This window comes from Gemmatimonadota bacterium (assembly GCA_026705765.1).
Classification (GTDB): Bacteria; Latescibacterota; UBA2968; order UBA2968; family UBA2968; genus VXRD01.
Genome location: JAPPAB010000011.1, coordinates 26,197 through 52,073, shown reverse-complemented (window position 1 = coordinate 52,073; position 25,877 = coordinate 26,197). Strand labels below are relative to the sequence as shown.

General features: G+C 54.3%; 21 protein-coding genes. 2 read left to right on the top strand and 19 right to left on the bottom strand.

The annotated features are described in order from the left end of the window. Window positions 1-21: 21 nt before the first annotated feature. From OXH16_01575 to hisG, 15 genes are all read right to left on the bottom strand, one after another. Window positions 22-1,560 carry a glycosyltransferase family 39 protein gene (locus tag OXH16_01575; GenBank protein ID MCY3680057.1) on the bottom strand — a complete coding sequence of 513 codons (1,539 nt, stop codon included), beginning with the start codon at window positions 1,558-1,560 and terminating at the stop codon, window positions 22-24. Next, entirely contained in the window at window positions 1,557-2,615 is a 1,059-nt protein-coding gene (locus OXH16_01570) for an NAD-dependent epimerase/dehydratase family protein (protein MCY3680056.1), read from the bottom strand. Before OXH16_01570 ends, OXH16_01575 begins: the two co-directional genes overlap by 4 nt. 28 nt (window positions 2,616-2,643) lie before the next feature. Next, window positions 2,644-3,600, bottom strand: a complete 957-nt coding sequence (locus OXH16_01565; protein MCY3680055.1) for a glycosyltransferase family 4 protein — start codon at window positions 3,598-3,600, stop codon at window positions 2,644-2,646. Window positions 3,601-3,683: 83 nt separating this feature from the next. Then, window positions 3,684-4,820: a glycosyltransferase family 4 protein gene (locus OXH16_01560; GenBank protein ID MCY3680054.1), complete on the bottom strand. Its 1,137-nt coding sequence runs from the start codon at window positions 4,818-4,820 to the stop codon at window positions 3,684-3,686. Window positions 4,821-4,845: 25 nt separating this feature from the next. Further along, entirely contained in the window at window positions 4,846-5,892 is a 1,047-nt protein-coding gene (locus OXH16_01555; GenBank protein MCY3680053.1) for a glycosyltransferase family 1 protein, read from the bottom strand. 134 nt (window positions 5,893-6,026) lie between these two features. Then, entirely contained in the window at window positions 6,027-7,547 is a 1,521-nt protein-coding gene (locus OXH16_01550; protein MCY3680052.1) for an oligosaccharide flippase family protein, read from the bottom strand. Continuing rightward, window positions 7,528-9,897, bottom strand: a complete 2,370-nt coding sequence (locus OXH16_01545; GenBank protein MCY3680051.1) for a YfhO family protein — start codon at window positions 9,895-9,897, stop codon at window positions 7,528-7,530. The genes OXH16_01550 and OXH16_01545 overlap by 20 nt, the downstream gene beginning before the upstream one ends. Further along, window positions 9,894-11,015 (bottom strand): glycosyltransferase family 4 protein, encoded by a 1,122-nt coding sequence (locus tag OXH16_01540; protein ID MCY3680050.1) that lies wholly within the window; start codon window positions 11,013-11,015, stop codon window positions 9,894-9,896. The genes OXH16_01545 and OXH16_01540 overlap by 4 nt, the downstream gene beginning before the upstream one ends. A 10-nt stretch (window positions 11,016-11,025) precedes the next feature. Further along, a complete protein-coding gene (locus OXH16_01535) occupies window positions 11,026-11,577 on the bottom strand; it encodes an HAD family hydrolase (protein MCY3680049.1) in 552 nt (183 codons plus the stop codon). After that, window positions 11,574-12,164: an imidazoleglycerol-phosphate dehydratase HisB gene (gene hisB / locus OXH16_01530; protein ID MCY3680048.1), complete on the bottom strand. Its 591-nt coding sequence runs from the start codon at window positions 12,162-12,164 to the stop codon at window positions 11,574-11,576. The genes OXH16_01535 and hisB overlap by 4 nt, the downstream gene beginning before the upstream one ends. A gap of 85 nt (window positions 12,165-12,249) precedes the next feature. Then, a complete protein-coding gene (locus tag OXH16_01525) occupies window positions 12,250-13,674 on the bottom strand; it encodes a hypothetical protein (protein MCY3680047.1) in 1,425 nt (474 codons plus the stop codon). Window positions 13,675-13,774: 100 nt separating this feature from the next. Beyond that, a complete protein-coding gene (hisC, locus tag OXH16_01520) occupies window positions 13,775-14,845 on the bottom strand; it encodes a histidinol-phosphate transaminase (GenBank protein ID MCY3680046.1) in 1,071 nt (356 codons plus the stop codon). After that, window positions 14,842-16,137: a histidinol dehydrogenase gene (gene hisD / locus OXH16_01515; GenBank protein MCY3680045.1), complete on the bottom strand. Its 1,296-nt coding sequence runs from the start codon at window positions 16,135-16,137 to the stop codon at window positions 14,842-14,844. Before hisD ends, hisC begins: the two co-directional genes overlap by 4 nt. A 15-nt stretch (window positions 16,138-16,152) precedes the next feature. Beyond that, entirely contained in the window at window positions 16,153-18,552 is a 2,400-nt protein-coding gene (locus OXH16_01510; protein ID MCY3680044.1) for a glycosyltransferase family 39 protein, read from the bottom strand. A 28-nt stretch (window positions 18,553-18,580) separates the two neighbouring features. Beyond that, window positions 18,581-19,459, bottom strand: a complete 879-nt coding sequence (hisG, locus tag OXH16_01505) for an ATP phosphoribosyltransferase (protein MCY3680043.1) — start codon at window positions 19,457-19,459, stop codon at window positions 18,581-18,583. 175 nt (window positions 19,460-19,634) lie between these two features. On the opposite strand from hisG, the gene OXH16_01500 reads away from it, so the two are divergent. Both OXH16_01500 and uvrC read left to right on the top strand, forming a co-directional pair. Continuing rightward, window positions 19,635-20,129, top strand: coding sequence for a metallophosphoesterase (locus OXH16_01500; GenBank protein ID MCY3680042.1), 495 nt, complete (start codon window positions 19,635-19,637; stop codon window positions 20,127-20,129). Between the two features lie 14 nt (window positions 20,130-20,143). Continuing rightward, window positions 20,144-21,958 (top strand): excinuclease ABC subunit UvrC, encoded by a 1,815-nt coding sequence (gene uvrC / locus OXH16_01495; protein MCY3680041.1) that lies wholly within the window; start codon window positions 20,144-20,146, stop codon window positions 21,956-21,958. Between the two features lie 26 nt (window positions 21,959-21,984). Here uvrC and OXH16_01490 read toward each other — a convergent pair whose 3' ends face one another. The 4 genes from OXH16_01490 to OXH16_01475 all read right to left on the bottom strand — a co-directional run bounded on the left by OXH16_01490 (window position 21,985) and on the right by OXH16_01475 (window position 25,841). Then, entirely contained in the window at window positions 21,985-22,218 is a 234-nt protein-coding gene (locus OXH16_01490) for a hypothetical protein (GenBank protein ID MCY3680040.1), read from the bottom strand. Between the two features lie 75 nt (window positions 22,219-22,293). Beyond that, window positions 22,294-23,214 (bottom strand): site-specific tyrosine recombinase XerD, encoded by a 921-nt coding sequence (gene xerD / locus OXH16_01485; GenBank protein ID MCY3680039.1) that lies wholly within the window; start codon window positions 23,212-23,214, stop codon window positions 22,294-22,296. Between the two features lie 21 nt (window positions 23,215-23,235). Next, window positions 23,236-24,360 carry a Xaa-Pro peptidase family protein gene (locus OXH16_01480; protein MCY3680038.1) on the bottom strand — a complete coding sequence of 375 codons (1,125 nt, stop codon included), beginning with the start codon at window positions 24,358-24,360 and terminating at the stop codon, window positions 23,236-23,238. Between the two features lie 11 nt (window positions 24,361-24,371). Beyond that, window positions 24,372-25,841, bottom strand: coding sequence for a Do family serine endopeptidase (locus OXH16_01475; protein ID MCY3680037.1), 1,470 nt, complete (start codon window positions 25,839-25,841; stop codon window positions 24,372-24,374). Between the last annotated feature and the right edge of the window lie 36 nt (window positions 25,842-25,877).

Here is a 25,877-nt window from a genome sequence, read left to right as displayed (position 1 = left end):
GTTTTTTTACAAATGTGAATGTCATTTGAATTTTAAGACGTAGGTGTTGGGATTGCGCGCGATGTGGATGATTTTAAAGCGGTTTTCATGTGCCTGGACCGCGGGGACGAGAAATTCGGATGTGGATTGATATCCGATCTGGTCGATGACGACGATGTCGATGTTTTTTTGTTCAAATTCGGCAATCACCTCATCTGGGGTTTTCCATGCATAGCCCGTAGCTTTGCGGTTGGCAATCGCGTTCATGAGATACGGCTTGCGGCAGGCGATTTTGACATCGGGTTCGGTGTTGTTTTTTATCCATTCTGCAGCGGCAAAGTAAGTGTCCCAGTTGGGTGGCAACCATCCGATGCGTTCGGTGAGGTAGTTGGTCTCAAGGATATTTGAGCCGAGGAGAAAGAGAAAAAATAGTACAGTGCCCGCGCGCGAGGCGGTTTTTTTGAGTGCTCGGGCGAGAAGTCGGAGCAGTTCGTCCATGCTGGTGAGGATGGCGTAGAAGAGGATGGGTATGGCCGGGACGAGAAAGCGCGTGTCGGACCACATATCAGGCCAGAGGATGTAGAGGCCCAGATAGCAGGTGAGATACACGATGAGCAAATGCCGTTTTATGAGTCCGACGATCAGGGCATAGAGGATCAGGGCGGAGAAGAAGAGTCCGACGCCGACAAAAGCGCTGGTGTCGATAGAAAAGGGTAGCAAGATGTAGGGGATGACGAGCATGCCGTAGAGTTCGAGATTTGCGAGGATGCGTTCGATCAGGGCGGTGAATGTGAGCATGCCCTCTTCCGGACGATAGGGGTTTATGCTGAGGAGTTGTTTGATATAGGGGGTGCCGCCGAGTGATGCGTTGCGGATTTGCCAGGGCAGGGCGAGGAGAAAACTGCCTATGGCGATGAGTCCCGCTTCTTTCCATTTTTTGTGCAGGGCAAAGTAGATGATGCCGGTGGCGATGAGGATGATGCCCGCGCTGCGGATGTAGTAGGCTGCGATTATGGCGATGATTGCAAGTGCGAGTGTAGATAGGGTATTGGATGCGCGTGCGCGGTGGAGGAGGAGAAGCGCAATGAGAGAGCACAGGAGAAAGGGGATTTCGGACATGACCTGATGCGAATAATCCAGGAGGAGGGGAGAGGCGAGACATAGCGCGCTTACGCCGAGTGCCATGGGGGGACTGGCAAAGCGGCGGATGAGGAGATAGGTGAGGGGGATTGAGATGGCGTAGAGGAGGACAACGAGGCTTTTGAGTGCGATGAGGTTGCCCGGGAAGATGATGTCGGTGATGGCGAGGAGGAGCGGAAATCCAAAGGGGTATTTGGTGTGTGGGATGGGTTCGCCTTCGATGGTTTCCGAGAGTCCATACCCATCGGCAAGGGATCGGCCCAGGTTGATGAATTGGGCATTGTCGCCAGTGAGGGAGAGGTTTGCGTCAAAGAGGAGGATGCCCATGAGCAAACCGCACAGGCCGAGTGCAGGCAAGAAATAGGGTTTGCTTTCGTGCTGCGCGAGGTTAAAGAAAGGAGAGGATGTCTTTTGTTGATGTTTTGAGCGTTTTTTGTTCATGTTGCGCGTAGCCGTTTTTGCCAGCTTGTGACAATTTCGGCAAAGGTGTCTTCGAGGGTTTTTGTGATGTCCCAGTTGGGATAGTGCGATTTCATTTTGCGAAGGTCGCTGTAATAGCATATATGATCGCCTTCGCGGTTCTGGTCGGTGTAGGTGTATTGCATTTTTTTTTCGGAGTATCGGGCGACGAGGTCAAAGGCTTCGAGGATGGAGCAACTGTTGTTTTTGCCGCCGCCGAGGTTATAGACTTCGCCGAATCGGGGCGATTGGACAAAGGCCCACATGAAACGGGCGACGTCGAGGGCGTGGATATTGTCGCGTACCTGTTTGCCTTTGTAACCGAAGATGGTGTATGTGCGGTTTTCCATGTTGCATTTGACCAGGTAGCTCAAGAAGCCGTGTAGTTCAACGCCGCTGTGATTGGGTCCGGTGAGGCATCCGCCGCGCAGGCAACAGGTGGGCATGGAAAAATAACGCCCGTATTCCTGCACCATGATGTCGGCGGCGACTTTGGATGCGCCGAAGAGCGAGTGTTTGGACTGGTCAATGGTAAATGTTTCGGGGATGCCGTGTTTGTATGCAGGGTCGTCGTAATCCCAGCGGGTGTCCAGTTCTTTTAAGGGAATGTGGTTGGGGGCATCGCCATAGACTTTGTTGGTGGACATGTGGATAAAGGGGGATTCGGGACAGGTTTGACGCGCGGCTTCCAGGAGGTTGAGTGTACCTACGGCGTTGGTGTCAAAGTCGTCGAAGGGGATGCGTGCGGCGAGGTCGTGCGAGGGTTGGGCGGCTGCGTGTACGATGGCGCCGGGTTTTATTTTGGATAGGAGTTTGCAGATGCCCGCACGGTCGCGGATGTCTATTTCGTGGTGGTGGAAGTGTTTTAAGACGCTGTTTAAGCGCTTTTGATTCCAGCGGGTGTCTCCCTGGAGACCAAAAAAGACGGCGCGCTGGTTGTTATCTATGCCGTGGATCGCATATCCCTGTTCGGCAAAATAGATGCAGACTTCTGAGCCTATGAGGCCCGATGAACCAGTGACGAGGAGGGTTTTCATGGATGAACTCTCAGTGCTCAGCTATACATTATTTTATAACTTTTTTAAAAAATTCTTCATACTGCGATGCCACGAGCCGATAGTCGCATTTGGCCAATACGTTTTCGCGTGCTTTGCGGCCTATTTCTGGATTGACGGGTGTGCTGGTGAGTTGGAGTATTTGTTTGGCAAAGGCGTCGATATCGTAGCGGGGGATGAGGTACCCGCTTTTTTCGTGTTCGATGACTTCATGTAGGGACGGGAGATCAAATGCGACAATATTGCGCCCGAGTGCCATTGCGCCCAATAGCGAATGCGGGATGAGGTTGAAGGTGGTGGTGATTACAACGCACCGCGCTCTGGCCTGGTAGTCGGGCATTTCGTTTTGGAGGACGGCGCGCTTGGATACATTGGGGTAGTTGTTGGGGTCAATTTCGGGATTGATGCCCAGGAATTCGAAGTGTACTTCGGGGTCTTGTTCATAGACTTTGTGAATGATGGGTTCCAGATATTCCCAGCCCATAATGTCGCGGGAGGCAAAGTGATTGCCCACGCATAAGACGCGCTTAGGGTCGGGGTCTTCTTCTCTTAAGGCGAAGATGTCCGGATCTACGGGGCAGTACATGACTGCGGAGTCCATGTTCCAGTGTTTCAGGAGATATTCGCGGCCCCATTCGCATACGCTGATTTGATGGGCAAATTTGTACACGGTTCCCGCAAGTCGCCTGATTGATGGGACCCACCAGTGGGTGAGTACTATGGGAATAGTGGGACGGAGTTTTTTCCATTTGTACAGCAACGCGTATCCCACGTCCTGTGTTGAGCCGACCCATATAACATCGGGATTGCTCGGCTCTTCGCGTTTGACGCCTTCGGGTATCGGAGCCTGGTTGTCATCCCACGGTCCAACGCCTTCGGTGACGTAGATTTCATGATCGCGTGCGACCCATTCACGCAATAAGCTTTCATGGACACCTGAATGGCAGGCATAGACCTGAATTTTCATAACAAAATTCCTCGTTCTATTTGTTTTCAGAGAATGATTGAATATAGGATTTTTTGATGCGTAAAATCAAAAAAAGTCAACTTTTACCCTAAAATAAGAGGTATCAACTTATTCAGGTGTTGTTTTCGGGTAAAGGTCTCGCGGTATCGGTCAATGGATGCCCGACTCATCGCTTCAAACTTGCCTGGTTCTCGGATGTACGATTCGATTGCGCGTGCGATTTTCTCAGGTTGATCAAAGGGAATCAATTCCGCGACCGTACCTTCTTCTACCATTTCCGGTATCGTGCGATAGGGTGTTGTAATCACAACCAGCCCAAATGCAAGTGCTTCGATGATCGATATCGGTTGTCCTTCGTACACATAGCGGGTTGGAAGTAAGAAGAAGTGACTTTTTTGGAGGAAACGAAGTTTTCGATTTCCATCGACGGGACCATGCCAGAACGCGTGTTCGTCCAGTCCCAATTTTTCAATCCGCTGCAGAAAATCGGCTTCCGCTTCTTCGGGGGTTGAGTACGGGCAGATGTCGGATGCCAGGACGAAGCTGCCGCAAAAATGACATTCGGCGTCGGTTTCCAAGTCATGTACCAGGATGTGCAGTGCTTCGAGTACCTGAAGGTAGCCTTTGCTCACGATCAAGTTGGAGAGGAAGAGGAGCTTTGGGCGTTCTCCCGATGGCAGATGCTTTGGTTCAACGGATAGGTCCTCTATGTCGTACGGCAGGCCGTTAAAGACGACCCGTGTTTTATCCCGCAGGGCAGGTTCAAAATCGAACATGCCGCGCAGACTTTTTCCAAGGATCAGTATTGTGTCCACAGGTTTGAGAAAGGCGCGCACCGCATGTTGTTGCCAGGGCGAGAGGGAGGCGTAGAAGCCGTCGTAATTTCCTCCGTGTACGTGAATCACAATGCGCTGTCTGCCGATGGTGGCCAGGAGTATGAATATGCTGTCTCTGAGAAATCCCACCCAATTTTGAGCGGCACTGAGGTATAGATTTTTTTTGCCAAATAACAGGATCAGTGCTCTGAAGAAGGGGTTGAGAAGTTGTATGAACCGCCTTAGAGTGAAGCCGCCCTCTGGCCTTGTGTGTTCTCCTCCGCTGAGGTTGATTACCCGATATGGCAACTCGCGCTCTTGAAATTCCTCGCAGACCATCTGAAATGCAATGGTTTGTCCTGTGAGAGGGGGAGGCAATGATCCGATCAAAATTGTCTCTGGCATAACTTTTTCAGGCCTGGAAAAACCCTCATGCGTTTTGTTGTGTATCCCGAAGTTTTTTGTAAATATCCAGATAAGACTTTGCGGCTCTGTCCCAGCTGTATTGGTTGGCCCATTCGATCATTTTGTTGGCTTTAGATTCATTAAAATTTTTGAGACCCACCTCAATGACATCTGCCATTTTATGAGGATCAAAACTCGTAAAATAATGCGCGTGGTTCCCGCAAATTTCGGGCAGGCTGGTCTTGCGAGAGACGAATGTTGGTTTTCCCTTTGCCATACTTTCAATAGGCGGAATGCCAAATCCCTCCAAAAGTGATGGGAATACGAAGGCATTACAATTTTCAATGAGATAGGATTTTTCTGCTTCGTTCACTGTGCCGACCAGGAAAACCCGATTTTCTAAATTTTTTTCTTTTATTTGCTTGCGGATCATGTTTGCATAAGGTCTTTCTCTATTTAAATGTGTGGTGCGTGTATCACCCACGATGATGAGAGACTCATCGCGCAGTTCCATTAAATCAATTAGCGTATGGAAGTTCTTTTTTTCTGCAACGACACCAATAGTCAGGAAATATTTTTCTGGGATTTGAAAGGTGGGTTTGACTATGCTTTCACTGAAGGTCACGCCGTTATAGACGACAGACATCTTGTCTTCGGGAATATCAAAGTAGTGAAGGGCTTGCTGCTGAGCAAATTTTGAAATGAAGACAATATGTCCTCCTCTTTCCTCCACGTGTTCTATTTTTTCTTCCAATTGGCGAAGAAACCGCTTTTTGAAACTCTCAGACTTGTTCATGCACATATTGTTCAGGTCATGAATGGTTAACACGAGGTCTGAATATTTGGGAATATATAGGAATTCCTGGTGCATGGCATGCCAAATTTTAGATTTGGGGAGTAGCGTGGGAAAAATCCGATGCAGGGGATTGGCCCGGTAACACATGCCCCTGTGCATTTCGATATTGGAACCGTAAAAGCCAAAAGTCAGGTCTTCATTTAGCTTTAACAGAGCCTGACTTAGATTCAGACTAAATCGTCCAAGTCCGGTATAGGGACGCACGGCTGCTTCCATGTCGAGGATAACGTCTTTCACAATATGTCTCCTGAGGTATGAGAAGGGGTATTCGCCCCTATTTTTTATTATTCTTTTTCATAATAATTATTTTTAGAATAATAATGAGAATGGATGCAAATGCCAATGGCGTTTCATGATTTGATGGCGCGGATGACGGTTTTGATTTCGTCGATGAGTGTTTTGCGTTCGACGATGAGGAGGCCGATGGCATAACCCGTGGTGAAGATCGCGCTGCCTGCGAGGACGCCCATTGGGATTGGCAATGTGTTGAGCCATTCGGCAAGGGCATAGTGCATGCCCGTGCCAATGGCTGCGGCGATGAGTGGGGGGGCATAAGTTTTGGCGATGGGGATATCGACATATGCGCGGACGAGGATGAGTGCGAGGATGAGGCCGACGATGGCGATGGCGTTCATGCTTATGGCAATGCCGATTGCTTCCATGTGATGGGCGAGGTAGGGGGCGAGGATGAGGAGGATGAGGGCTTGAGCCGAGGCGAATTTTGCAATGCTTTTTGGGCTGCCGATGCTGTAGAACAGGGCGTGTACGTCGTCGAGTATGGGGCGACAGAGGGAGTAGATGATGAGCCATTGAAGCAGGGGGGCGGCAGGTGCCCAGTCGGGTTTGAAGATATGTATCCATCGGTTGGCTTCGAGCGCGAGTACGAGGGAGATGGGGACTGTGGTGCGGAGGATGAGGCGCGTGGTTCGGCGGTATGCTGCGGAGAGTTGGTCGCGGTTGTTCTGGTAGCGCGCGTACACTGTGGCGGTGATGCGTACGATGACCATGGTGATGGCCCCGCTGGGTATTTGTGCAAAATTGTGTGCGGCGTCGTATATGCCGCGCAGGCTTAACCCGAAGAACAGGCTGATGATGAGTTTGTCGTAGTGTTGGACGAAGATTTTGGGTATGCCGCCGATCCAGAACCAGATACCGTAGCGGATCATGCGCTGCGCGGCTTGCGCGTTGAAGGTGTGTAGCTGGTTCAGGGGAGGGGGATGGCGGAGCCAGACGACGGTGCAATAGAAGAGGATATAGGTGACGCTGTACGGGAAGAATCCGAGGATGAGTGCCCATTTGCCATATCCGAGGTAGGCAACGGCGAGGCCGACGAGGGCTGCGAGAGTGGTTCCTCCTGCATGTGCAACGGCGAGGCGTCCAAATTCGAGGTCGCGTTGAAGCTGGGTTTCTGCGGTGAGTGCGGCTGTTCGGAGGAGTTCGAAAGCGCCCAATATGCCCAGGGCTATGGCGACTTTGGGGTAGGTTAGGGTATCTGTAAAGCCGAGGTAGGTGTTGAATGTGTGGGTGAGTTCAAACAGGTGTTCGGAATAGAGGGCGATGCACAGGGCGAAGAGTGTGCTGATGCTGCCCAGGCCAATGCTGAGTACAAAATGGGTGGGGGCGAGGTCGTGGACGCGGTCGTGTTCGTGCAAGAGGGCGTAGTGCAATCCGAGGTCGCGGATGGCGATGACGAGGGCGAGGATGGAATAGGCCGTTGTGATGGCGCCAAAGTCTTTGGGTACGAGGATCTGATAGAGCAGCAGGAGGACGGCGAAGTTGATGAGTCGCGCGGGATAGGTGCTGCCGAAGGTTTGTATTGCGCCGTGCGCTATGCGCTGGATGGCGGATTTTTCAGTTGGTGGTTTTTTCATTGTATATGCAGAGGGGAATTGCGATGAGGAGGATGGCGATACCGCCGAGTGTGATCCATCGCGTGGGGGCTACGATGGGGTCGCGGTAGGTGAGTTCGACGGTGTGTTCGCCGGGTTCAAGTGCGACTGCGGTCCAGAGGTAGTTGGCGCGTATGAGGGGTTTGGGTTCGCCGTTGACGGTGGCAGTCCAGTTGGGGTGGTGGTTTTGCGAGATGACGAGGATGCGGGGTCCTGGGGCTGTTGTGCTGAGTTTGAGATGGCCCCGATGTTCGTTGTATTCGAGGCGTTCAATGCTGCCTGTTTCGCTGGTGTTGGGGGTGGAGGTGATGCCGGGATTTTCTTCGAGTAGTGCTGTTTGCTCGGGGTTGGTATTGGGGTCGCCCAGTTTTTGGAGGATCTGGTTTTCATCGGGGATGATTTCGTATTGGGGCGCGAGATAAAACCATGGTAGTGCGCCGGGGTTGCGGTAGATGTGCAGGCCCTGACGTCCGGCAATTTTTTGGAGATATGGATCACCCAGTTCAGATGGGGCGACGATGTATCTGGTGTTGAGGAGGTTGCGGATCGCGGGGTTGGGGTTGTAGAGTGCATCGGATTTGAGGATGTGGTCGTAACGCCTGATGGCGAAGTCGTGAAATCCAGTTACGAGGTCTATGCCGGGCAAGGGCATCTGGTTGTGGTCGGGTAGCGCGAGTACGCGGAAGAGGCTGTTGTCGCGTTTGAGGAATGCAACGGCGTCGGCGTTGACGCGCTCGCGGGGTGGAACGCGGTTGGGGTTGACGTAGTTGAGAAATAGTTTGTCAATGCGCCAGGTGTCGATGAGGAGGACGGTGAGGAGTACCAGGACAAAGGTGTGGATTTGGAGTTTGTTTTGTGCGCGGAGATACGAGATGACGGTGAGTATGCCGACGAAGAGGGCTGCGAGTAATGCGCCCTGTCCTGTGAGGGGAAGATTATTTCGGGCGATTTGGAGGCGGGGGGCGGGTATGTCCGTCCAGACGATGTTTTGCCAGAGGGATAGGAGCGCGGAAGGGGCAAAGGCAAATAGGAGGAGGATTGCGGTGCATATTCCGCCTGTGATGCCGAGTTTTTTCGCGGTATCAGAGGTGATGTCGTCGGTTATGAGGCGGTGGAGGCCGTACGCGCCGAGGGCGCATAGCGCAAAGGAAAAGAGGAAGGCGATCATGCCGGGTGCGCGCAGTACGTTGACGCCGGGGACGATGTGAAAGAGGAGTTTGTGCAGGGGGATGTGGGGACCGAGTGCGTAGGCGACTGCGAGTATGAAGAGGCCGAGGAGGAATGCGATGTGGGTTTTTTTGCGTATGCGCGAGAGGGCGAGGATGGCGAAGAAGAGGGGGACGATGCCGACGTATTCCGAGTTGATTTTGAAGGCGTTGCGTCCCCAGTATTTGTGGGTTGTTGTGTTTGTGTCAAAGCCGACGAATTCAGGGATGACGAGGGCGAATATTTCTTCGGGGTGAAGCGACCAGGATGAGGCAAATTCATATCCGTCTTCTTGTGCGGTAGCGGCGCGTTTTGACGATGTTTGTGCGTTCCAATATTGGGGGATGACGCCTTCTGCGCCTATGGCGAGGCCCAGGCAGATCGCGCCTGCCGATAGGAGGGTTTGATAGAGGGCGGTTTTTGTGTTTCGGGTGCGGGACAATCCCCGTATGAGTTTGTAGAGAAAGAGCAGGCCCAGTGCCCAGAGGGCAAAGTAGGCCATCTGGAGGTGCGGGCTGTAGATGGCGATGCCGACGGTGCCGCCGAGGATTAAAAAATAGATGATGCGCCGCGTGTCCATGCCGCGGTTGAGTGCCCAGTACATGAGGGGGAAGAGGCCAATGACGGTCATTTTTGCATAGTGCCCGGCATGGGTGAAGGTGAGGAATGCAGGGGCAGAGGCGTAGGCCGCACCCGCGATGAGGGCGGCGAGGGGATGGAGGCCAAAGCTGCGTGTGCAGAGGTACATGAAGTATCCGGCTGTGAACATGGCGAAGATATAACGCCAGCCAAAATAGCGGTGTTCGCTGGTGAAGAGGTCGATGATGACGAGGGGATAGTATTGGGATCGCAAGGCGGACGATGCTGGCATGCCACCCATGTATCGACTCCAGTTTTTTGGTGGCAATTTGCTCAGGGCCTCTGTAAAGGGTTCGTTGCCTTTGTGAAATTCTGTACCGGTGTCGGTGCCGTAGATTACATCGCCCGTGATGAGGAAGTGATAGAAATAGATAGTCGTGAGCAGGGCAAAAAAGACAATGGGTACCCAGGGGCGGGATAGGAAGCGGGTGAAGTCAAACGCCGATTTGGTCTGGGTGGATGGACTACGCCTGCGTCGTTTGCTCATTGTTGGGGTTCCTGTAGTGAGTTATTGGCAACTTTCAGATAGACCTCTTCTTGCGCTTGTGCTGTGCGGTCCCAGGTGAATTGTGCAGCCCATTTGCGGCCCGCTGTTCCCAGGCGTTTGCGCAGGATAGGATCGCCGAGCAGGCGTTTCATGGCGCTGGCGAGTGCCTGGGGATTTTCCGATGGGACGAGGAGGCCGGTTTCATTGGCGCGGATGGCATCTGTTAAGCCGGGGATGTCGGTGCCTATGACGGCTTTGGCTGCGGCTGCGGCTTCAATGGCGACGATGCCCCAGCCTTCGTAGCGCGAGGGGATGCAGACGAAGAGGGCGTGGCCTATGAGAATGTTTTTTTGTTCGGGTGTGACGGCGCCGGTGAATCCGACGCGGTTTGCGATGTTGAGATCATTGGCGATGGATCGTATTTCGCGTTTGCTTTGCGGGGTTCCGCGTCCCGAGAGGATGAGGCGAATATGCGGTGCGTTGAGTTTGGCAAAGGCGGATAGGAGGATGTCGATGCCTTTGTTGTGGATGTCCATGCGCCCAAAATAGAGGATGTAGTTTTCTTCTGCCCAGGGGGCGTCGAAACAGATTTGATCGACGCCGGTATAGACGAGGTGAAATTGTGCGTTTGTCGCGCGTTTTTCAAGCTGGCGCGTGACGGTGGGCGAGATGGTCAGGATGTGCGGGTGAAGGCGCAGAGCGCGCTGTTCGGCTTTGCGGGCAATGTGGCCGAGCACGGGATATTTTGCAGTGGCGTGGTCGTCCATGAAGTGGAAGAATTCGAGGAGGCTGTCGCGCCTTTTTTTTTCGGAGACGTAGAGGGGGGCAAAGGCCGAGAATTGATGGACCCACAGGTCGGTGTTTGTTCGGGCGATTTCGCGGGAGGCATAGTGGGCAAAGCTCATTCGGCTGAGGAGATACGAGCGGTCCGATCCCACGCGGCGGATGTGTACGCCTTCTCGGGTTTCTTCTCTGGGTGCGTTGGGATACGCGCCTGATAGAAGGGTGATCTGGTGTTTGTGCGATAGGCGACGGGCTATTTCATAGGTGCGCAGGGCACCGCCCCCACCACACCAGGGGTTGTCGATGTCGTCGTATAGGGTGTGTAGAATTTTCATTATAGATGGTTCATTCCCGGAGCATCTGGTCTATGACGTCGAATAAGTCGCGACCGATGTAGTTTATGCGGTTGCGCGTTTGTCGGTCGATTTCTGCAAGGGCGTTTTCACCAGAGCCGGTGCGCACGAGGGCTGCGCGACAGCCGGCGTTCCATCCGGCTTCGAGGTCGGTTGCGTTGTCGCCTATCATGATAGAACCCGCGAGGTCGATGTTGTGTTCACTGGCGGCGCGCAAAATCATGCCCGGCGCGGGTTTGCGACAGGTGCAGTTGTCTCGCCCGTGATGGGGGCAGTGGTAGATGGCATCGATGGATGCGTTGCAGGCTGACAATTGATGTTTGAGTTCGCGGTGGATCTCAGAGAGTCCAGGTTCTGTGAGCAGGCCGCGTCCGATGGCGGATTGGTTGGTGATGACGATGACGGGATAACCGGCCTGGTTGAGGCGCGCAATGGCTTCTCCGGCGCGGGGTATGAGCTGGAGTTGTTCCACGCGATTGAGGTCGTGGACCTCGATGTTGATTGTGCCGTCGCGGTCGATGAATGCTGCGGGTTGTGCGTTCACAGGCTTCCTTTGGTCGAGGGTATGCCGCTGATCCTATTGTCGAGGGTGACGGCCTGTCGCAGGGATCGGGCGACGGCTTTGAAGATGGCTTCCATGCCGTGGTGCGCGTTGTTGCCGCGGATGAGGTCGATGTGCAGGTTTAAGCGGCCGTTGTGCGCGAGTGCGGTGAAAAATTCGAGGCCCAGGGCTGTGGGAAATGCGCCGATGCGTTCTTCGGCAAATGTGGCGTTGTAGATGAGGTGCGCGCGGCCTGATAGATCGACTACGGCGCGGGCGAGGGCTTCGTCCATGGGTACATAGGCGGAGCCGAATCGCGCGATGCCGGTTTTGTCGCCCAGTGCGTTGGAGAGGGCAAGGCCCAGGCAGATGCCGACGTCTTCGACGGTGTGGTGGGCATCGACTTCGAGGTCGCCTTTGCAGGTGACGGTGAGGTCGAATAAACCGTGGCGGGCAAGGGCTGTGAGCATGTGGTCAAAGAAGCCGATGCCGGTGTCGATATTTGACTCTCCCTTGCCCGTGAGGCTGAGGGTGAGGTCTATGTCGGTTTCAGAGGTTTTGCGCTGGATGTGTGCGGTGCGAGAGGACATTGGTGTGCCTTTTTTAAAGCGAATAGACGAATAGACGAATAGACGAATCAACGAATAGACGGAACGGGGTACAACTGGCCGTCTCTCAGGCCAGTTCATCGGCGAATCGGTGGTCAGCAGGTTCGGGGAGTGTGCGGTCAATCTGGTCGTGTTTGTATCCAAAGCCGGGTCCTGTGACTGTGGAGATGTCGATGTGGCCGTTTTGTCGGCGATAGACGCCGGGGTGTACAGCGGCTTCGGGGATTGAGGCGTCGGGGTAGAATTGCATGGCGTTGGTTTCAAAGCCCATGACGGTGCCGGCATGGGCGGTGAGGAGGGCGTGGGGGATTTGCGCGAGCATGGGATTTGTGAGGTCCTGTACCATGAGTGTCATGCCGTGTGCGCGCGCCCAGCAGAGGGAGAGCAGGGCGCCGGTCTGGGTTTTGCAGGTTTTGAGTGCGACGCCGGTCCAGCCGAGTTGTCGTCCCAGGCGGATGATGCGCCAGTCGTGCGCGCTTTCGTCCATGAAGAGGGGTTTGCGTGCGGAGATGCTGTGTACAGGGAGGGGGTTTTCAGAGAGTTCATAGGCGAAGGGCTGTTCGACGTAGAGGATCATTTGATAGATGCGCGGGTGGTCGGTGAGGAGGCGGTCCAGGATGTCGTTGACGTAATCGACTTGTTGGACGGTACAGTTGAAGTCTGTGCACAACCACATGGCGTTGTTTTCGATGCCGATTTGTCCGATGCGGACGATGCGGTCGTAATCCCATCCGGGCTCTTGTCCGGTGAGTTTGATTTTGAGGCAGGTGATGCCGTCGCGGCGTATCCAGTCGGGGAGGACTACGGGATAGCCGTCGTCGGGTTCTTCGCCTGTGCGTTCGGCGTCGTCGAGGAGGTCGTTGCCGCCTACGGCGTGCCATGCGGGCAGGCGGTTTGGTCGCGGGCGGATGAGGTAGTTTTCGGGATAGCGACAGGTGAAGTTGTCGTCGATGTCGTCGGCGGGGTCGAGGTAGTGCGCGAGGTCGGCGTTCATGAATTCTGCGTTGTACGTGTCGTAGATGTCGATGTTGTGGCAGATGCCATAGGCGTCGTGCAGGGCGAGGTCATAAGCCGAGGCGCAGACGAGCGCGGATAGGCGGGGCATGTCGCCTGTGGTGTTTTGTTGTTCGATGTTGAAGGCCCAGAGGAGGTCGGGGAGGATGTTTTCCTGGACTATGTGGCCGATTTCGATGGGGTGACCGGCGGTGTCGATATCTGCATAGGCGCGTCCGATTTTGAGGCAGAAGTTTTTCATAGCGGTTTCCCGGATGGCGTATGTGAGGTGCGGCGATGGCCATGCCCAGGGCGCGCTCAAGGGTGTTTCTCCCCAGCCAGAAGCGGTGTTGCCCAGCCTGTCTTCGACGTCGATGCGGACTCTTACGCAGGTGACGCTGTCGAGTTGTTCGGTGCCAAAGCGGTAGGGTATGCGCGTTTGGACGGGGAGGAAGTAGGTGGCGACGGTTTTGATTTTTATGTCTGTTGGTTTTGACATGGGTTTGTCTTTCGGGTCATTAGGTTTTGTCTTTGCTTTTCATCCTGATCATCCTTTCATCCTGCCTATCCTGATGAACTGGTCTGGAAATCGACCAGTTTTACACCGCTTCAGACAGTGTCCTTTTAAGGGCGTCTAAAAACAGGTCGTTTTCTCGTTCGGTGCCGATGGATACGCGCAGCGCCCTGTCGAGCATGGGATAGGATGTGACGTTGCGGATGAGTACGCCTTGTTCGATGAGTCCGGTGAAGACGCGGTCTGGGTCGGCGACTTCAAAGAGGATGAGGTTGGCGTGTGATGGATAGGGTGTGACGCCGTCTATTTGGGTGAGGGATTGGAAGACGCGCTCGCGTTCTGCGCAGATGAAGGCGATGCGTTTTTGTATGAGGTCTTTGTGGTTGAGGATGGCCATGGCCGCTGTGTGCGAGAAGATGTTGATGTCAAAGGGGATTTTGCCTTTGATGATTTCGTCGCGCAAGTCGGGATGGGCGATGAGATATCCAATGCGGATGCCCGCGGCGCCAAATGCTTTGGAGAGGGTTTTGAGTACGATGAGGTTGGGGTGTTTGGGCAAGAGGTCTATGGCGGTCTGGGTGTAGAATTCGCCGTAGGCTTCATCGACCATGACGAGGGCGCTGGTGCTGGATAGGAGTTTGTCGAGGTCTGTGTTTGAGATGGCGCAGCCCGTGGGGTTGTTGGGGGAGCAGAGGATGATGAGGCGCACGTTTTTTTCGCTGGCAGCGCGGCATAGAGCCGGGATGTCGAAGCCGTAGTTTTCCGTGAGGGGTATGTCGAGGACGCGTCCGCTGAATATGTCGGTGTAGAGACCGTAGAGTGAGAATGAGGGCGAGGGGATGACGACCTGGACACCGGGTGCGGATACGACGCCGAGGACGAGTTGTACGAGGGTGTTCGATCCGTTACAGACGATGAGGCCTTCGGGTTGGACGCCCACGTGGTCGGCGAGTGCTTCGACGAGGTCCATTTGCATGGGTTCGGGATAGCGCGACCAGGATTTGTCGCGGACGGCGCGCAAGATGTCGTCTTTCAAGCTGTCGGGTACGTCAAATGGGCTTTCGTTCTGGTTGAGCTTGATGGGACAGTCGTAGGCTGTGAGATGGTACCCGTGCAGGGCGCGGACTTCGGGTTTTATGTTTTGGAGGTAGGTCATGGCATCCTGATCCTGATGGCATTGGCATGGGCGTCGAGGCCCTCGGTTTCGGCCATGCTGATGATGTGGCCCGCGGTTTTTTGCAGGCGCTGGTCGGTGTATTGTAAGATGCTGATGTTTTTGGTGAAGGTGTCAACGCCAACGGATGACGCGAATCGGGCGGCACCGGCTGTGGGCAGGATGTGGTTGGTGCCCGCGTAGTAGTCGCCCACGGGTTCGGATGATGCCGCGCCGAGGAATACGGCGCCGGCATGGCGAATGGTTTGCAGGTGTGCCCATGGGTCGGCGACGATGAGTTCGAGGTGTTCGGGTGCCATGCGGTTGGCGAGGTCAATGCCTTCGGCGAGGTCGCGCACGACGACGATTGCACCAAAGCGGTCGAGTGCTTTTTGTATGGCTTCGCGGTGTGTCAAATCGGCGGCTTGTTGGACGATTTCATCGGCGATTTGCGCTGCGAGGTCGGCAGAGGGTGTGATGCAGACTGCGGCTTCGTATCCGCTGCCGTGTTCGGCCTGTGAGAGGAGGTCGGCGGCGATGTGTTTGGCGTTTGCGGTGTGGTCGGCGATGACGACGATTTCGCTGGGTCCGGCGATCATGTCGATGTCAACGGTTCCAAAGACGCGTTTTTTTGCGATTTGTACATAGGGGTTGCCGGGTCCGACGAGTTTGTCAACGCGGGGTATGGTTTCGGTGCCGTAGGCGAGTGCGGCGATGGCCTGAGCACCAAATACTTTGTAGATTTCGCGTATGCCTATGTGATGGGCTGTGGCGAGGACGGCGGGGTGTATGGCGCCGTTTGGCTGCGGGGGCGTGGCGATGCAGAGGTGCGGGACGCCTGCGATTTGCGCGGGGATGGCGGCCATGAGCAGGGTGGAGAATAAGGGGGCACTCGCGCCGGGGATGAGCAGGGCTACGCGTTCGATGGGGAGGATGCGTTTGCCGAGGATGACGCCGTCGCCGTCTTCGATGAAGTAGGATGTTTGTCGCTGGGTTTCGTGAAATTTGCGGATGTTTGCCGCGGCTGCGTCTATGATTTCGATGAATTTGGGGTCGGCGTTGCGATGGGCGGCTTTGATTTCGGTTTCGGGTACGCGGATGTCGGCGGCTTTCATGGTTATGCCGTCGTATTTTTTGGTGTACGCGAGGAGGGCGCGATCTCCCTGCTTTTTTACGGTGTGGACGATTTCCCACACGGTTGCTTCCTGTTCGGCGGAGAAATCAGGGGTGCGCGAGAGTATGGCGTCGAGTTTTGGAGGTGTACTCTGACGGTTGTATTTGATGATTTCGATCATTTTATTGCTGCTCGTTTAATTTATCCATCTGGATAGGTCGGCCTCTAATTTGGGATCCAGTTCCAGTGCCTTTTGAAAGTGGTACAGAGCTTTTGGCTGGTCGTTCAAGAATCGGGCCGTGATTTTCCCTATCGTGGCGTGTACATCAGCTTGTTTATCGTCTAACTGTAGCGATTGTTCGAAATACTCTGTCGCCTGTTTGTGGTCTTCTCCTTGTAGAGCGATATTTGCCAGAAAATTATAAGCCACAGGTAGTGGGTGAATTTGGGTTGAAAACAAGAGGACTTTCGCGGCCTCTTCCTTTTCCTGGCGGTGGTATAGACGGTAGGCGAGAATGATATACAGATTGGCTGCCTCGATTTCCTTTCCTGGGACGATTTGCCGAGCCCCTTCCTCGAGCACAGATAAAGTTAAATCGGTCAGGCCCAATTCCAATAAACTCTGTCCGCTTCCCCAGAGCAGCCAATGCGAACTCAGATTGCGTGCTATCTCTGCCCAGTATGCCCGGCGTAGTTCCAGGGCCTCTTCATCTCCCCTTTGTTGGTGTATCTCTGATGCAATGAGATAGGCAATTTTCGATTGGGGAAATTGCGCTATCGCTCGTTTGGCCGCCAGGAGACTTTGGTTAAAATCTCCTGAATGAAGGGCGGAACAGGCTGTCTCCAACAGAGAATCGACACAATGGGGATTTGTCGAGGCCTGTTTCTGCAGGTGTGCTATGCCCTGCTGATAGGCAGTGTTTTTTTTAAAGATCATGACAGTTGGGTGATCAAAGCCTACAAATGTCGGTTCACTGCCCTCATCTTTAAACACTATGCTACCCAGAGAGGGATAGTGCCTGAAGCGCTGGACCAAATCAAAACCCAACGCACCTTCTACCAATGTTCGGTAGAAAGCCGCACCCCCCGGAACCAGTTCGGGGGCGGCAGTGAATTGTTGGTAGCGGTTGATGTCTGTTATGGCTATATAATCCAGGTGGCGTAGCTGATCTTCTATAAAAATGAACTCTGCTTTACAGGTTGTGAATCCACGTAATGTAAAGAGTACTCCCATCTTGATTGGACGAACGGAATATTGCTCTGAATTGATCATTCCGCGCATAGAGAACCCACCTCTTTCGACACCGATCCGGCTATTGGCGGGGATGTGTTGGTCTATCCAGCGTGCGGCCTGGATGCGGCTGTCTTCCCTGGTATAGAGGCTGGCAAAAGCAACGCCGTAGATGGTGCTGTACATAAATATTGCAGCGCAGATCCCAACGGCCAATTTTCGCGCCCGGGCGAATTGAGGGGATCGGATGAACCAGACGCAAAAATCCGCAGCCAAAAGAGCCAAAAAGGGCAATAGAGGCAGGAGATACCTTATGGGCTTGGCCTGCAAGCCGCCGATTACATAAAAATAGATCCCGATCCAGAGCAGGATCAGTCCTTTTTGATGATCTATTTTCCAGAGGCTATACGATAATCCAAAGACGAAGAGGATGGTAAGCGGCCAACCCACCCCCAGAGGCCACAGATGGCTCCAGTGATACAGATAAGGGATGGTGTGGATATCCACCAGGCTCCAGATGGTGAGGAATTCTCCTCGGGCCCATTCCATCGCAAAACCCAGACCGTAAGGATTTGTATCCTCAAAAATGAGATCATAGTCTAATAAGAGAAAAGGCTGGAGAGCGAGCAGACACAACACGGTTGATAGACCCGCCAGCCAAATGGCGGGTGTCAGGACTGCTTTTAATTGTCGCTGACGAGTGACATGGCCGACCAGCATAACGAGTCCCATTGATAAGCCTATCAGGCGCACGGCGGCACTGAGTCCGATCAATATGCCCGTGAGTACATACCACCGCCAATCAGGTCGTTCCAATGCTCTTAAAAGGACATACACGGTGGCCAGAATCAGCAGTGTGAACAATCCATCTACGGTATAAAAATGGGCCAGTTGGATTGCTATTGGGGCTACGGCTACGACGCAAACAGCGAGCAGACCCGTCAGGTCACTGAACCACCGGGCACCCAGTAACCAGACCAGATACAGGGTCAGACAGGAAGCCAATACTGCCAGAATACGAGCGGTGAAATATACGTATCGGACCCTATCGGGTGATTTCTGGTTTGTAAAGTCCTGACGGAAAATCGTGCTGTTAAATTCCAGTACACCTCGCAAAAGATAGATGGGTAGCATACCATAGCTGGTGATTTTGGGGGATAGTGGGTCAATGGGACCTGAAGCGGCCTGGATGAGGGCCGTTTCGTCGGGATGGAAATGGTAAAATGCCCTCTCAGATTGGCCCGATTCGTCCAGTACAAACGAACTATCTCCTCTGGTCAATCCCACAAAGCGCAGCGCACAGCCCAGTATGAGGCATAATATTACGCAGTGAGAAATTTTGATCTGTGCTCTAATCCCACGCATGGGTTCGCTTCCTGAGGAGAATTTTTAATTAATAGATTACTTTGTTTAAGGGATATTCGATGATGCCTTCGGCACCCGATTTTTTGAGTTTTGGTATGAGGTCGCGCACGATGCGTTCATCGACGATGACTTCGATGGCGACCCAGTTTTCGTCGAGTAAGTTGGCGATGGTGGGGTTGTTGAGCGCGGGCAAGTTTTTGACGATTTGCGCGAGGTCGGCGCGGCGTACGTTCATTTTGAGGCCGACTTTGTCTTCGGCGTTGAATGCGCCGATGAGCAAGGTGGCGATGTGTTGCGCTTTTTCGCGTTTCCACGCGTCGCTATAGGCATGCTTGTTGGCGATGAGTCTGGGTGTGGTTTCAAACATGGTGTCTATGACGCGCAGGTTGTTGGCGCGCAGAGAGGATCCGGTTTCGGTGAGTTCGGCTATGGCATCGACGAGGCCGGGTACGCGCACTTTGGCTTCGGTGGATCCCCAGGAGTATTCGACTTGGGCGGTTATGCCCTGGTTTTTGAGGTGGTTGCGCGTGGCTGTGACGAGTTCGGTGGCGATGCGCTTGCCCTGCAGGTCCTGGATGGTCTGGATGTCCGAGTCTTCGGGTACTGCGATGATCCAGCGCGCGGGTTGCGATGTGGCTTTGCTGTAGGCAAATTCGGCGATTTCGATGATGTCGGCTTCGTTTTCGCGAATCCAGTCGATGCCTGTGAGGCCGATGTCGAGGACGCCGCGTTCGACGTAGTGCGCGATTTCCTGGGCGCGCAAAAATAAGCCTTCGAGTTCGGGGTCGTCGATGACGGGCGTGTAGGATCGGTGGCTGGCGCGGATGCGATAACCGGCTTTGGCAAATAGGGTGAGCGTGGATTCCTGAAGGCTTCCGGAAGGGAGGCCGATTTTTAGTATGGGCATGGGGGATCTGCTCCTGTATCTAACACATAAATCAAATGAGCCATCGGGCACAGCGCGCTATTCCGTTATCTAATTTATTAAAGATACGATTTTTTGTTTTTTTTGGGAAATTTAATGTATATAATTATGAAAATTCGTTTATGGGCAAAGATTTATTACGCGGGAGTTCAATACTATGGGAAAATCACATCTGGTTGGTTTGATTACGGATACACACGATAATAAACACGCGATTGAGAAGGCCGTTGCGCTTTTTAATGCGCGCGATGTGGGGCTGGTGCTGCACGGGGGGGATTATATCGCGCCGTTTAATGCGCGCTGGATGAGTGATTTGACGGTGCCTTTTGTCGGTGTTTTTGGGAATAACGATGGGGAGAAGTTCGGTCTGCGGGCGCTTTTTGAGGACCTGGGTCCGATTCACCGCCCGCCTTATGTACACGAGTGGGAGGGCAAGCGCATTTTGATGTTGCACGAGCCAGATGAGGTGGATGCCCTATCACAAAGCGGCGCTTATGATGTGATTTTTTACGGGCATACGCATGAGATTGATGTGCGAAGAGGCGATACGCTGGTGATTAATCCGGGGGAGGCGTGCGGGTGGACGACTGGGAGAGAGACGGTGGGGATTCTGGATTTGAATGCGATGGATGTGGAGATTGTGGAATTGTAGGGGAGAAGCGCAATATGAGCGAACATATTGACGGTGTTGTGGCGCTGATGCCCAGAGAGCCTGGTGTGTACATTATGAAGGGTGACGAGGGGCAGATTATTTATATCGGCAAGGCGAAGGTGTTGCGCAGCCGGGTGCAGCAGTATTTTCGCCCGAATGCCCATGATGGGCGGCGGCAGTTTCGGGCGCTGGTTCGCAATGTGCGCGATCTGGAATATATTGTTACGGATACGGAGTTGGAGGCGTTGATTTTAGAGGCGAATTTGATTAAGGCGCACAAGCCGCGCTATAATATCAGTTTGAAGGACGATAAGAAGTATCCGTATATCCGCATTACAAAGGAGGCGTTTCCCCGCGTTGTGGTGACGCGCGATGTGGTGAAGGATGGGTCGCGCTATTTGGGTCCTTATACGGATGTGCGGGCGATGCGGCGGATGGTGGAGACGATGCACCGGTTGTTTCGGATTCGGAGTTGTGATTACGATTTGCCAAAGTCCAATGTGCGGTTGTGTCTGGATTACGAGATCAAGCGGTGCGATGGTCCGTGCGAGGGGTTGATTGTGGCGGAGGCGTATCAGAAGATTGTGGATGAGGCGGTGTTGTTTTTGACGGGGCGGCATACGCAGGTTATGGCGACGCTTGTCGAGCGGATGAAGCGGGCGGCAGAGGCGCTGAAGTTCGAGGAGGCGGCGATTTATCGGGATCGCATTCAGGCGCTGGAGCAGGCTTCGAGCCGGCAAAAGGTGGTGTCCAATGATTTGGCGGATTGGGATGCGATTGCGGTTGCGCGGGAAGATGACGAGGCTTGCGGGGTGGTGATGGAGGTGCGCGATGGGCGGTTGATCGGGCGGCAGAATTATTTTATCGGGGGGGTGCTCGATGCGTCTGAGGAGGAGGTGGTTTCAAAATTTGTGCAGTTGTTTTACACGACGGCTACGTTTGTGCCGCGTGAGGTGTGCCTGCCGTGTGATATCGAGGATCGAGAGACGGTGCTCGATTGGCTTACAGCGCGTTCAGAGGGTGGGGTTGAGATGCGCGTGCCCCAGCGGGGGGATAAGTTTCGGTTGATTAAGATGGCGGAGAATAATGCGCGGTTGTTGTTGACGGAGCGGCGGTTGAAGCGCGAGAATCGCAGGTCGCAAGCGCCGACATCGGTGCAGGCACTTCAGCGCGATTTGCATCTGGAGAAGCCGCCGCGGTGGATTGAGGCGGTGGATATTTCAAATATTCAGGGGTCGGATCCGGTGGCGTCGCTGGTGTGTTTTGTGGATGGCAGGGCGCGGAAGCGCGAGTACCGGCATTTTAAAATTACGGGGTTGGAGGGGCCCAATGATTTTGCGATGATGCAGCAGGTGGTGACGCGGCGGTTTAAGCGGCTGATGGAGGAGGGCAAGAAGTTTCCGGATTTGTTGCTGGTCGATGGGGGCAAGGGTCAACTTTCGAGCGTGGTTGAGGCGTTGAAAGCGTTGGGGATTGAAGATCAACCGGTGATTGGGCTGGCGAAGCGGTTGGAGGAGGTGTTTTTGCCGGGGCTGTCCGATCCGCAGAATATTCCGAAGTCGTCGTCGTCGTTGAAGTTGTTGCAGATGTTGCGCGATGAGTCGCACCGTTTTGCGATTGCATATCACCGCAAGTTGCGCGATAAGCGGACGCTGACGTCGGAGCTTGACGAAATTCCCGGGGTGGGTCCGTCGCGTCGCGTCGCTCTGTTGAAGCATTTTGGTTCGGTGAAGCGGATTCGAGAGGCAGAGGTTGAAGAGGTGGCAGAGGTTGAGGGGGTGGGGATGAGGCTGGCGGAGGTGATTTGTGAGGGGTTGAGGAAGGTGTAGGGGCGAGGCATGCCTCGCCCTGAAGGTTAAGTTTTATTCAGCGTCAAAATGATGGTGATAGCCGTTCCGATATTGGTAAGGAGAACTGTAATCAATAAGCCGACTGTCCACTTAAAGTTGCTGTTGATTCGATTCTCGATATTCGTAAAACGGTTGTCCATGTTGTTCAATCGATTGTCGATGCTATTCAATCGGTGGTTGATCTGCTCAACGATCGCTTCAAGGGCTGCGACACGGCTTTCAATGGTGAGAACGTTCATAATGCGTCCTTTCTGTGTGCAAAGATAGTATATTCAGTTCTACGTGTTTTGTCAACGCGATATCCTCAACCGCCTTTAAGCTCTCGGATGAAACGTCCGGTGGACCTCCTTCAAATACTCCCGATCCACATGGGTATAAATCTGCGTCGTTGAAATATCCGCGTGCCCCAGCATCTCCTGCACTGCCCGCAAATCTGCACCCCCCTCCAGCAAATGCGTCGCAAAAGAATGCCGCAGCGTATGCGGACTCACCTTCTTCTCCAACCCCGCCAGCACCACGTATTGCCTCAGCAACTTCCACACGCCCATCCGCGAAAATGGACCACCGCGAAAATTCAAAAACACCTCTGACCCCGTACGCGGCTTAGCCAGACCTGGGCGCACCGCATCCAAATACGCCGTCACCCACTCAATACCCTCTGACCCAATCGGCACCACCCGCTCGCGCCCACCCTTGCCCAGCACCCGAACCACCTCCACGTCAAACAGCAAATCCGTCAGCGACAACCCGATCAACTCCGACACCCGCAGCCCCGCCCCATAAAGCATCTCTATAAGCGCGCGATCGCGCAACCCTAAGGGCGTCTCCACATCCGGCGCCAACATCAACCGCTCAACCTCGTAAATATTCAACACCGACGGCAGCTTTCGCCCCAACTTAGGCGGCTTCAAATGCTCTGTCGGATCTCGACGCGCGAGACCTTCTCCCAACAAAAACCTGTGAAACATCCGCACCGCCGTCAAATTGCGCGCCACACTCGACGCCTCCAGCCCCATCTCCGAAAGCAAATTCAACAGCGCGGACACCTCTGCCTGAGAAATCTCATCCGGCGCATCAATCCCCAAATCCGTCAACAGCGTCAAATACCTGTTCAAATCGCGTTGATATGCACTTGCCGTATTATCCGACAACCCGCGCTCCAGCGTCACAGAATCGAGAAACCGCTGCAACGCGCGTTCCAGTTCTGGGGCAATTTGTATCTGGTTTATAGGCATGGTTTGCCCTATCTAACTGTATTATACTTCGAGAAATTTCGGATAGGTCGTCAGGTTTTCGAGTCCGTCTTCGGTGACGACGGCGAGGTCTTCGATGCGCACGGCGCCCCGGCCCGGGTAGTAGAGGCCCGGTTCAACGGTGACGATGTGCCCGGCGCGGAGGGTGTCCGGGGTTTTGCCGATGCGCGGGGGTTCGTGGATTTCGAGGCCCAGGCCGTGACCGGTGCCGTGGAAGAAGCCCTGCATGCGGCCGTCTATGTTGCCGGTTTCGAAGTTGCGGTTTTCAAATAGTTCGGTGAGTGCCCGATGGATGTCCTGGCCGTCTGCGTCTGCGCGGATGCTGTCGAGGACGAGGTTTTGTCCGGCGAGGACCGCGTCGTAGATGTTCTGGAGGTCGGCAGAGGGTTCGCCTTTGACGACGGTGCGGGTGAGGTCGGCGAAGTAGCCAGTGGTGTTTGAGCGGGGGAAGATGTCGATGATGATGGATTGGTGCGCGTGCAGGGGTCCGCTGCCTTCGTTGTGGGGGTCGCAGGCCTGGTCGCCACCGGCGACGATGGTGTGACCGGCTGTGTAGTCGCGTTCGAGGAGGAGAAAATTTATGTCGCGTTTGACGCGTTCCGAGGTGAGGGGTTCGCCGTTGTGGTAGAGAGTGTCGCCGCGGATTTCCGAGTTGCGGATGAGGGTTATGGCGGCGTCCATTGCGGCTTCGGTGTGTTGTTGTGCTTCGCGGATGTATTCGATTTCTCGAGGGGTTTTGATTTCCCGGTCGGGCCAATACGCGCCTTCTGGAAATGCCACGGTGTATCCGCGTTCGCGCAGGTCGTCTGCCGTGGCTATGGCAAAGGCGCGGGGGACGTTCAGGTGGGTGATGTTTTTTTCCTGCAGGACTTCGTGTAAGGCATCGATTTGAGAGGGTTCTTCGTTATTTTTTTTTGCTTTTTCCTGGTATTCGGATAGGGAGAGTACATGATCGACCTGGGCTTGCGCGCGGGCGCGGTCGCGTTCCAGGTCGGACATGAGGAGGTGTTTTTCTTCGCCGATTTGAAAGAAGATGAAGGGGTCGGGCGCGAGGAAGCGCGTGGCGTAGTACATGTCGGCGTCGGTTTCGCTGGCGGCTATCACGAGCCGCGCTTCAGAGGTGCTCATTACTTGGATCCTTATATTTTGAGGGATAGGAAGCGACGGCGACCATCGCGCATGATGACTGAAAATGCGGCGTTTTTCCCTTTTTTGAGTTTGGATACGGCAGTTTCAAAGTCGTGTACTGTTTTGATGTCTTGCTGAAAGGGGCTTTGACGCACGCCAAAGATGATGTCGCCTTCGCTGAAGCCGGCGTTGCGCGCTTCGCGGGAGACGTCGGTGACGACTACACCTGTGGTGTTTTCAGCGATGCCGTATTCTGCGATTGTTTTCGCGGTGATGTCGTGGACGGTGAGGCCGATTTCTGAGACGGATGCATTTTCTCGTTCTTTTTCGGGCGCGTCATCAGCGCTGGCCAGGTCTTCGGGTAGGCGTTCGCCCAGAGTGACGCGGATGGTCAAGTTTTCGGTGTTGCGCCTGATGGCGAGTGTTACGGTGTCGCCCGGGTGTTTGCGGGCGACCAGGCTCTGGAGGTGGTTGGGTCGATTGACGGGTTGGCCATCTACTGAGAGGACGATGTCGCCTTCTTTGAGGTTGGCTTTTGCGGCCGGGGTATTGGCCAGGACATCGTTGATGAGTACGCCTTTGGGACGGTCAAGTCCAAAAGCCTCTGCTGTTCCCGCATCTACGGAACCGAGGTTGATGCCGATATAACCGCGTTTGACTTTGCCGTGTGCAACGATGTCGTCCATTACTTTTTTGGCGAGGTCTATGGGTACTGCAAAGCCATAGCCGATGAAGGATCGGTTGGATGTGGCGATGGCTGTGTTGACGCCGATGACTTCGCCGTTGAGGTTGACGAGGGCACCGCCCGAGTTGCCCGGGTTGATGGCGGCGTCGGTCTGGATGAAGTCTTCGATGCTCAAGCCCTGCTGGTCGCGAATGATGTTGATGTCGCGGCCAACGGCGCTTACGATGCCGGCTGTGACTGTGGATTTGAGGTTGAGGGGCGCGCCTACGGCGAGTACCCATTCGCCTATTTCAACGGCGTCTGATTTGCCTATGGTTGCGGGTTTTAGTCCCGTGGCGTCAATTTTGATGACGGCGATGTCGGTGCGCGGGTCAGAGCCGACGAGTTCGGCGTCGTATTCGCGGTTGTCGCTGAAGGTGACGGTGAGTTTTTCGGCGTCACCCGCGACGTGGTGGTTGGTGAGGATATAGCCGTCGGCAGTTATGACGATGCCCGATCCCGTGGTTTGTGGGTCTGGCATGGGCTGTGGTCTTCGGTTTCTCGGGTTTGGCCTTTCTTCGAAGTCAAAGGGGAAGGGGAAGCCGCGGCGGCGAGGCATGTCCTCTGCACTGAGGGTGACGTTGATGGTCACGACCGATGGGGTGACTTCTTTGGCAATGGCTTTGAAGGCGGTGTTATAAGCTTTGATTTGGGCAATGGCCTGTTTTTCTTCGGGTGTGAGTGCGGCTTCGCCCGTATGGGCGGGGGACAATAGCAGTGCGATGAGGCCCAATAGCGCGATGGTGCGGTGTGTCATGGCGGGTAACTCCTTTTGGAATTTGGAATTAAGAAT

What these genes read in the sequence shown, in the direction of transcription:
- xerD (MCY3680039.1), bottom strand. Translation starts at nt 23,214, where the DNA reads ATGCCTATAAACCAGATACAAATTGCCCCAGAACTGGAACGCGCGTTG.
- uvrC (MCY3680041.1), top strand. Translation starts at nt 20,144, where the DNA reads ATGAGCGAACATATTGACGGTGTTGTGGCGCTGATGCCCAGAGAGCCT.
- OXH16_01480 (MCY3680038.1), bottom strand. Translation starts at nt 24,360, where the DNA reads ATGAGCACCTCTGAAGCGCGGCTCGTGATAGCCGCCAGCGAAACCGAC.
- OXH16_01545 (MCY3680051.1), bottom strand. Translation starts at nt 9,897, where the DNA reads ATGAGCAAACGACGCAGGCGTAGTCCATCCACCCAGACCAAATCGGCG.
- OXH16_01560 (MCY3680054.1), bottom strand. Translation starts at nt 4,820, where the DNA reads ATGCCAGAGACAATTTTGATCGGATCATTGCCTCCCCCTCTCACAGGA.
- OXH16_01475 (MCY3680037.1), bottom strand. Translation starts at nt 25,841, where the DNA reads ATGACACACCGCACCATCGCGCTATTGGGCCTCATCGCACTGCTATTG.
- hisG (MCY3680043.1), bottom strand. Translation starts at nt 19,459, where the DNA reads ATGCCCATACTAAAAATCGGCCTCCCTTCCGGAAGCCTTCAGGAATCC.
- OXH16_01575 (MCY3680057.1), bottom strand. Translation starts at nt 1,560, where the DNA reads ATGAACAAAAAACGCTCAAAACATCAACAAAAGACATCCTCTCCTTTC.
- hisC (MCY3680046.1), bottom strand. Translation starts at nt 14,845, where the DNA reads ATGACCTACCTCCAAAACATAAAACCCGAAGTCCGCGCCCTGCACGGG.
- OXH16_01550 (MCY3680052.1), bottom strand. Translation starts at nt 7,547, where the DNA reads ATGAAAAAACCACCAACTGAAAAATCCGCCATCCAGCGCATAGCGCAC.
- OXH16_01525 (MCY3680047.1), bottom strand. Translation starts at nt 13,674, where the DNA reads ATGTCAAAACCAACAGACATAAAAATCAAAACCGTCGCCACCTACTTC.
- OXH16_01510 (MCY3680044.1), bottom strand. Translation starts at nt 18,552, where the DNA reads ATGCGTGGGATTAGAGCACAGATCAAAATTTCTCACTGCGTAATATTA.
- OXH16_01555 (MCY3680053.1), bottom strand. Translation starts at nt 5,892, where the DNA reads ATGGAAGCAGCCGTGCGTCCCTATACCGGACTTGGACGATTTAGTCTG.
- OXH16_01500 (MCY3680042.1), top strand. Translation starts at nt 19,635, where the DNA reads ATGGGAAAATCACATCTGGTTGGTTTGATTACGGATACACACGATAAT.
- hisB (MCY3680048.1), bottom strand. Translation starts at nt 12,164, where the DNA reads ATGTCCTCTCGCACCGCACACATCCAGCGCAAAACCTCTGAAACCGAC.
- OXH16_01565 (MCY3680055.1), bottom strand. Translation starts at nt 3,600, where the DNA reads ATGAAAATTCAGGTCTATGCCTGCCATTCAGGTGTCCATGAAAGCTTA.
- OXH16_01540 (MCY3680050.1), bottom strand. Translation starts at nt 11,015, where the DNA reads ATGAAAATTCTACACACCCTATACGACGACATCGACAACCCCTGGTGT.
- OXH16_01490 (MCY3680040.1), bottom strand. Translation starts at nt 22,218, where the DNA reads ATGAACGTTCTCACCATTGAAAGCCGTGTCGCAGCCCTTGAAGCGATC.
- OXH16_01570 (MCY3680056.1), bottom strand. Translation starts at nt 2,615, where the DNA reads ATGAAAACCCTCCTCGTCACTGGTTCATCGGGCCTCATAGGCTCAGAA.
- hisD (MCY3680045.1), bottom strand. Translation starts at nt 16,137, where the DNA reads ATGATCGAAATCATCAAATACAACCGTCAGAGTACACCTCCAAAACTC.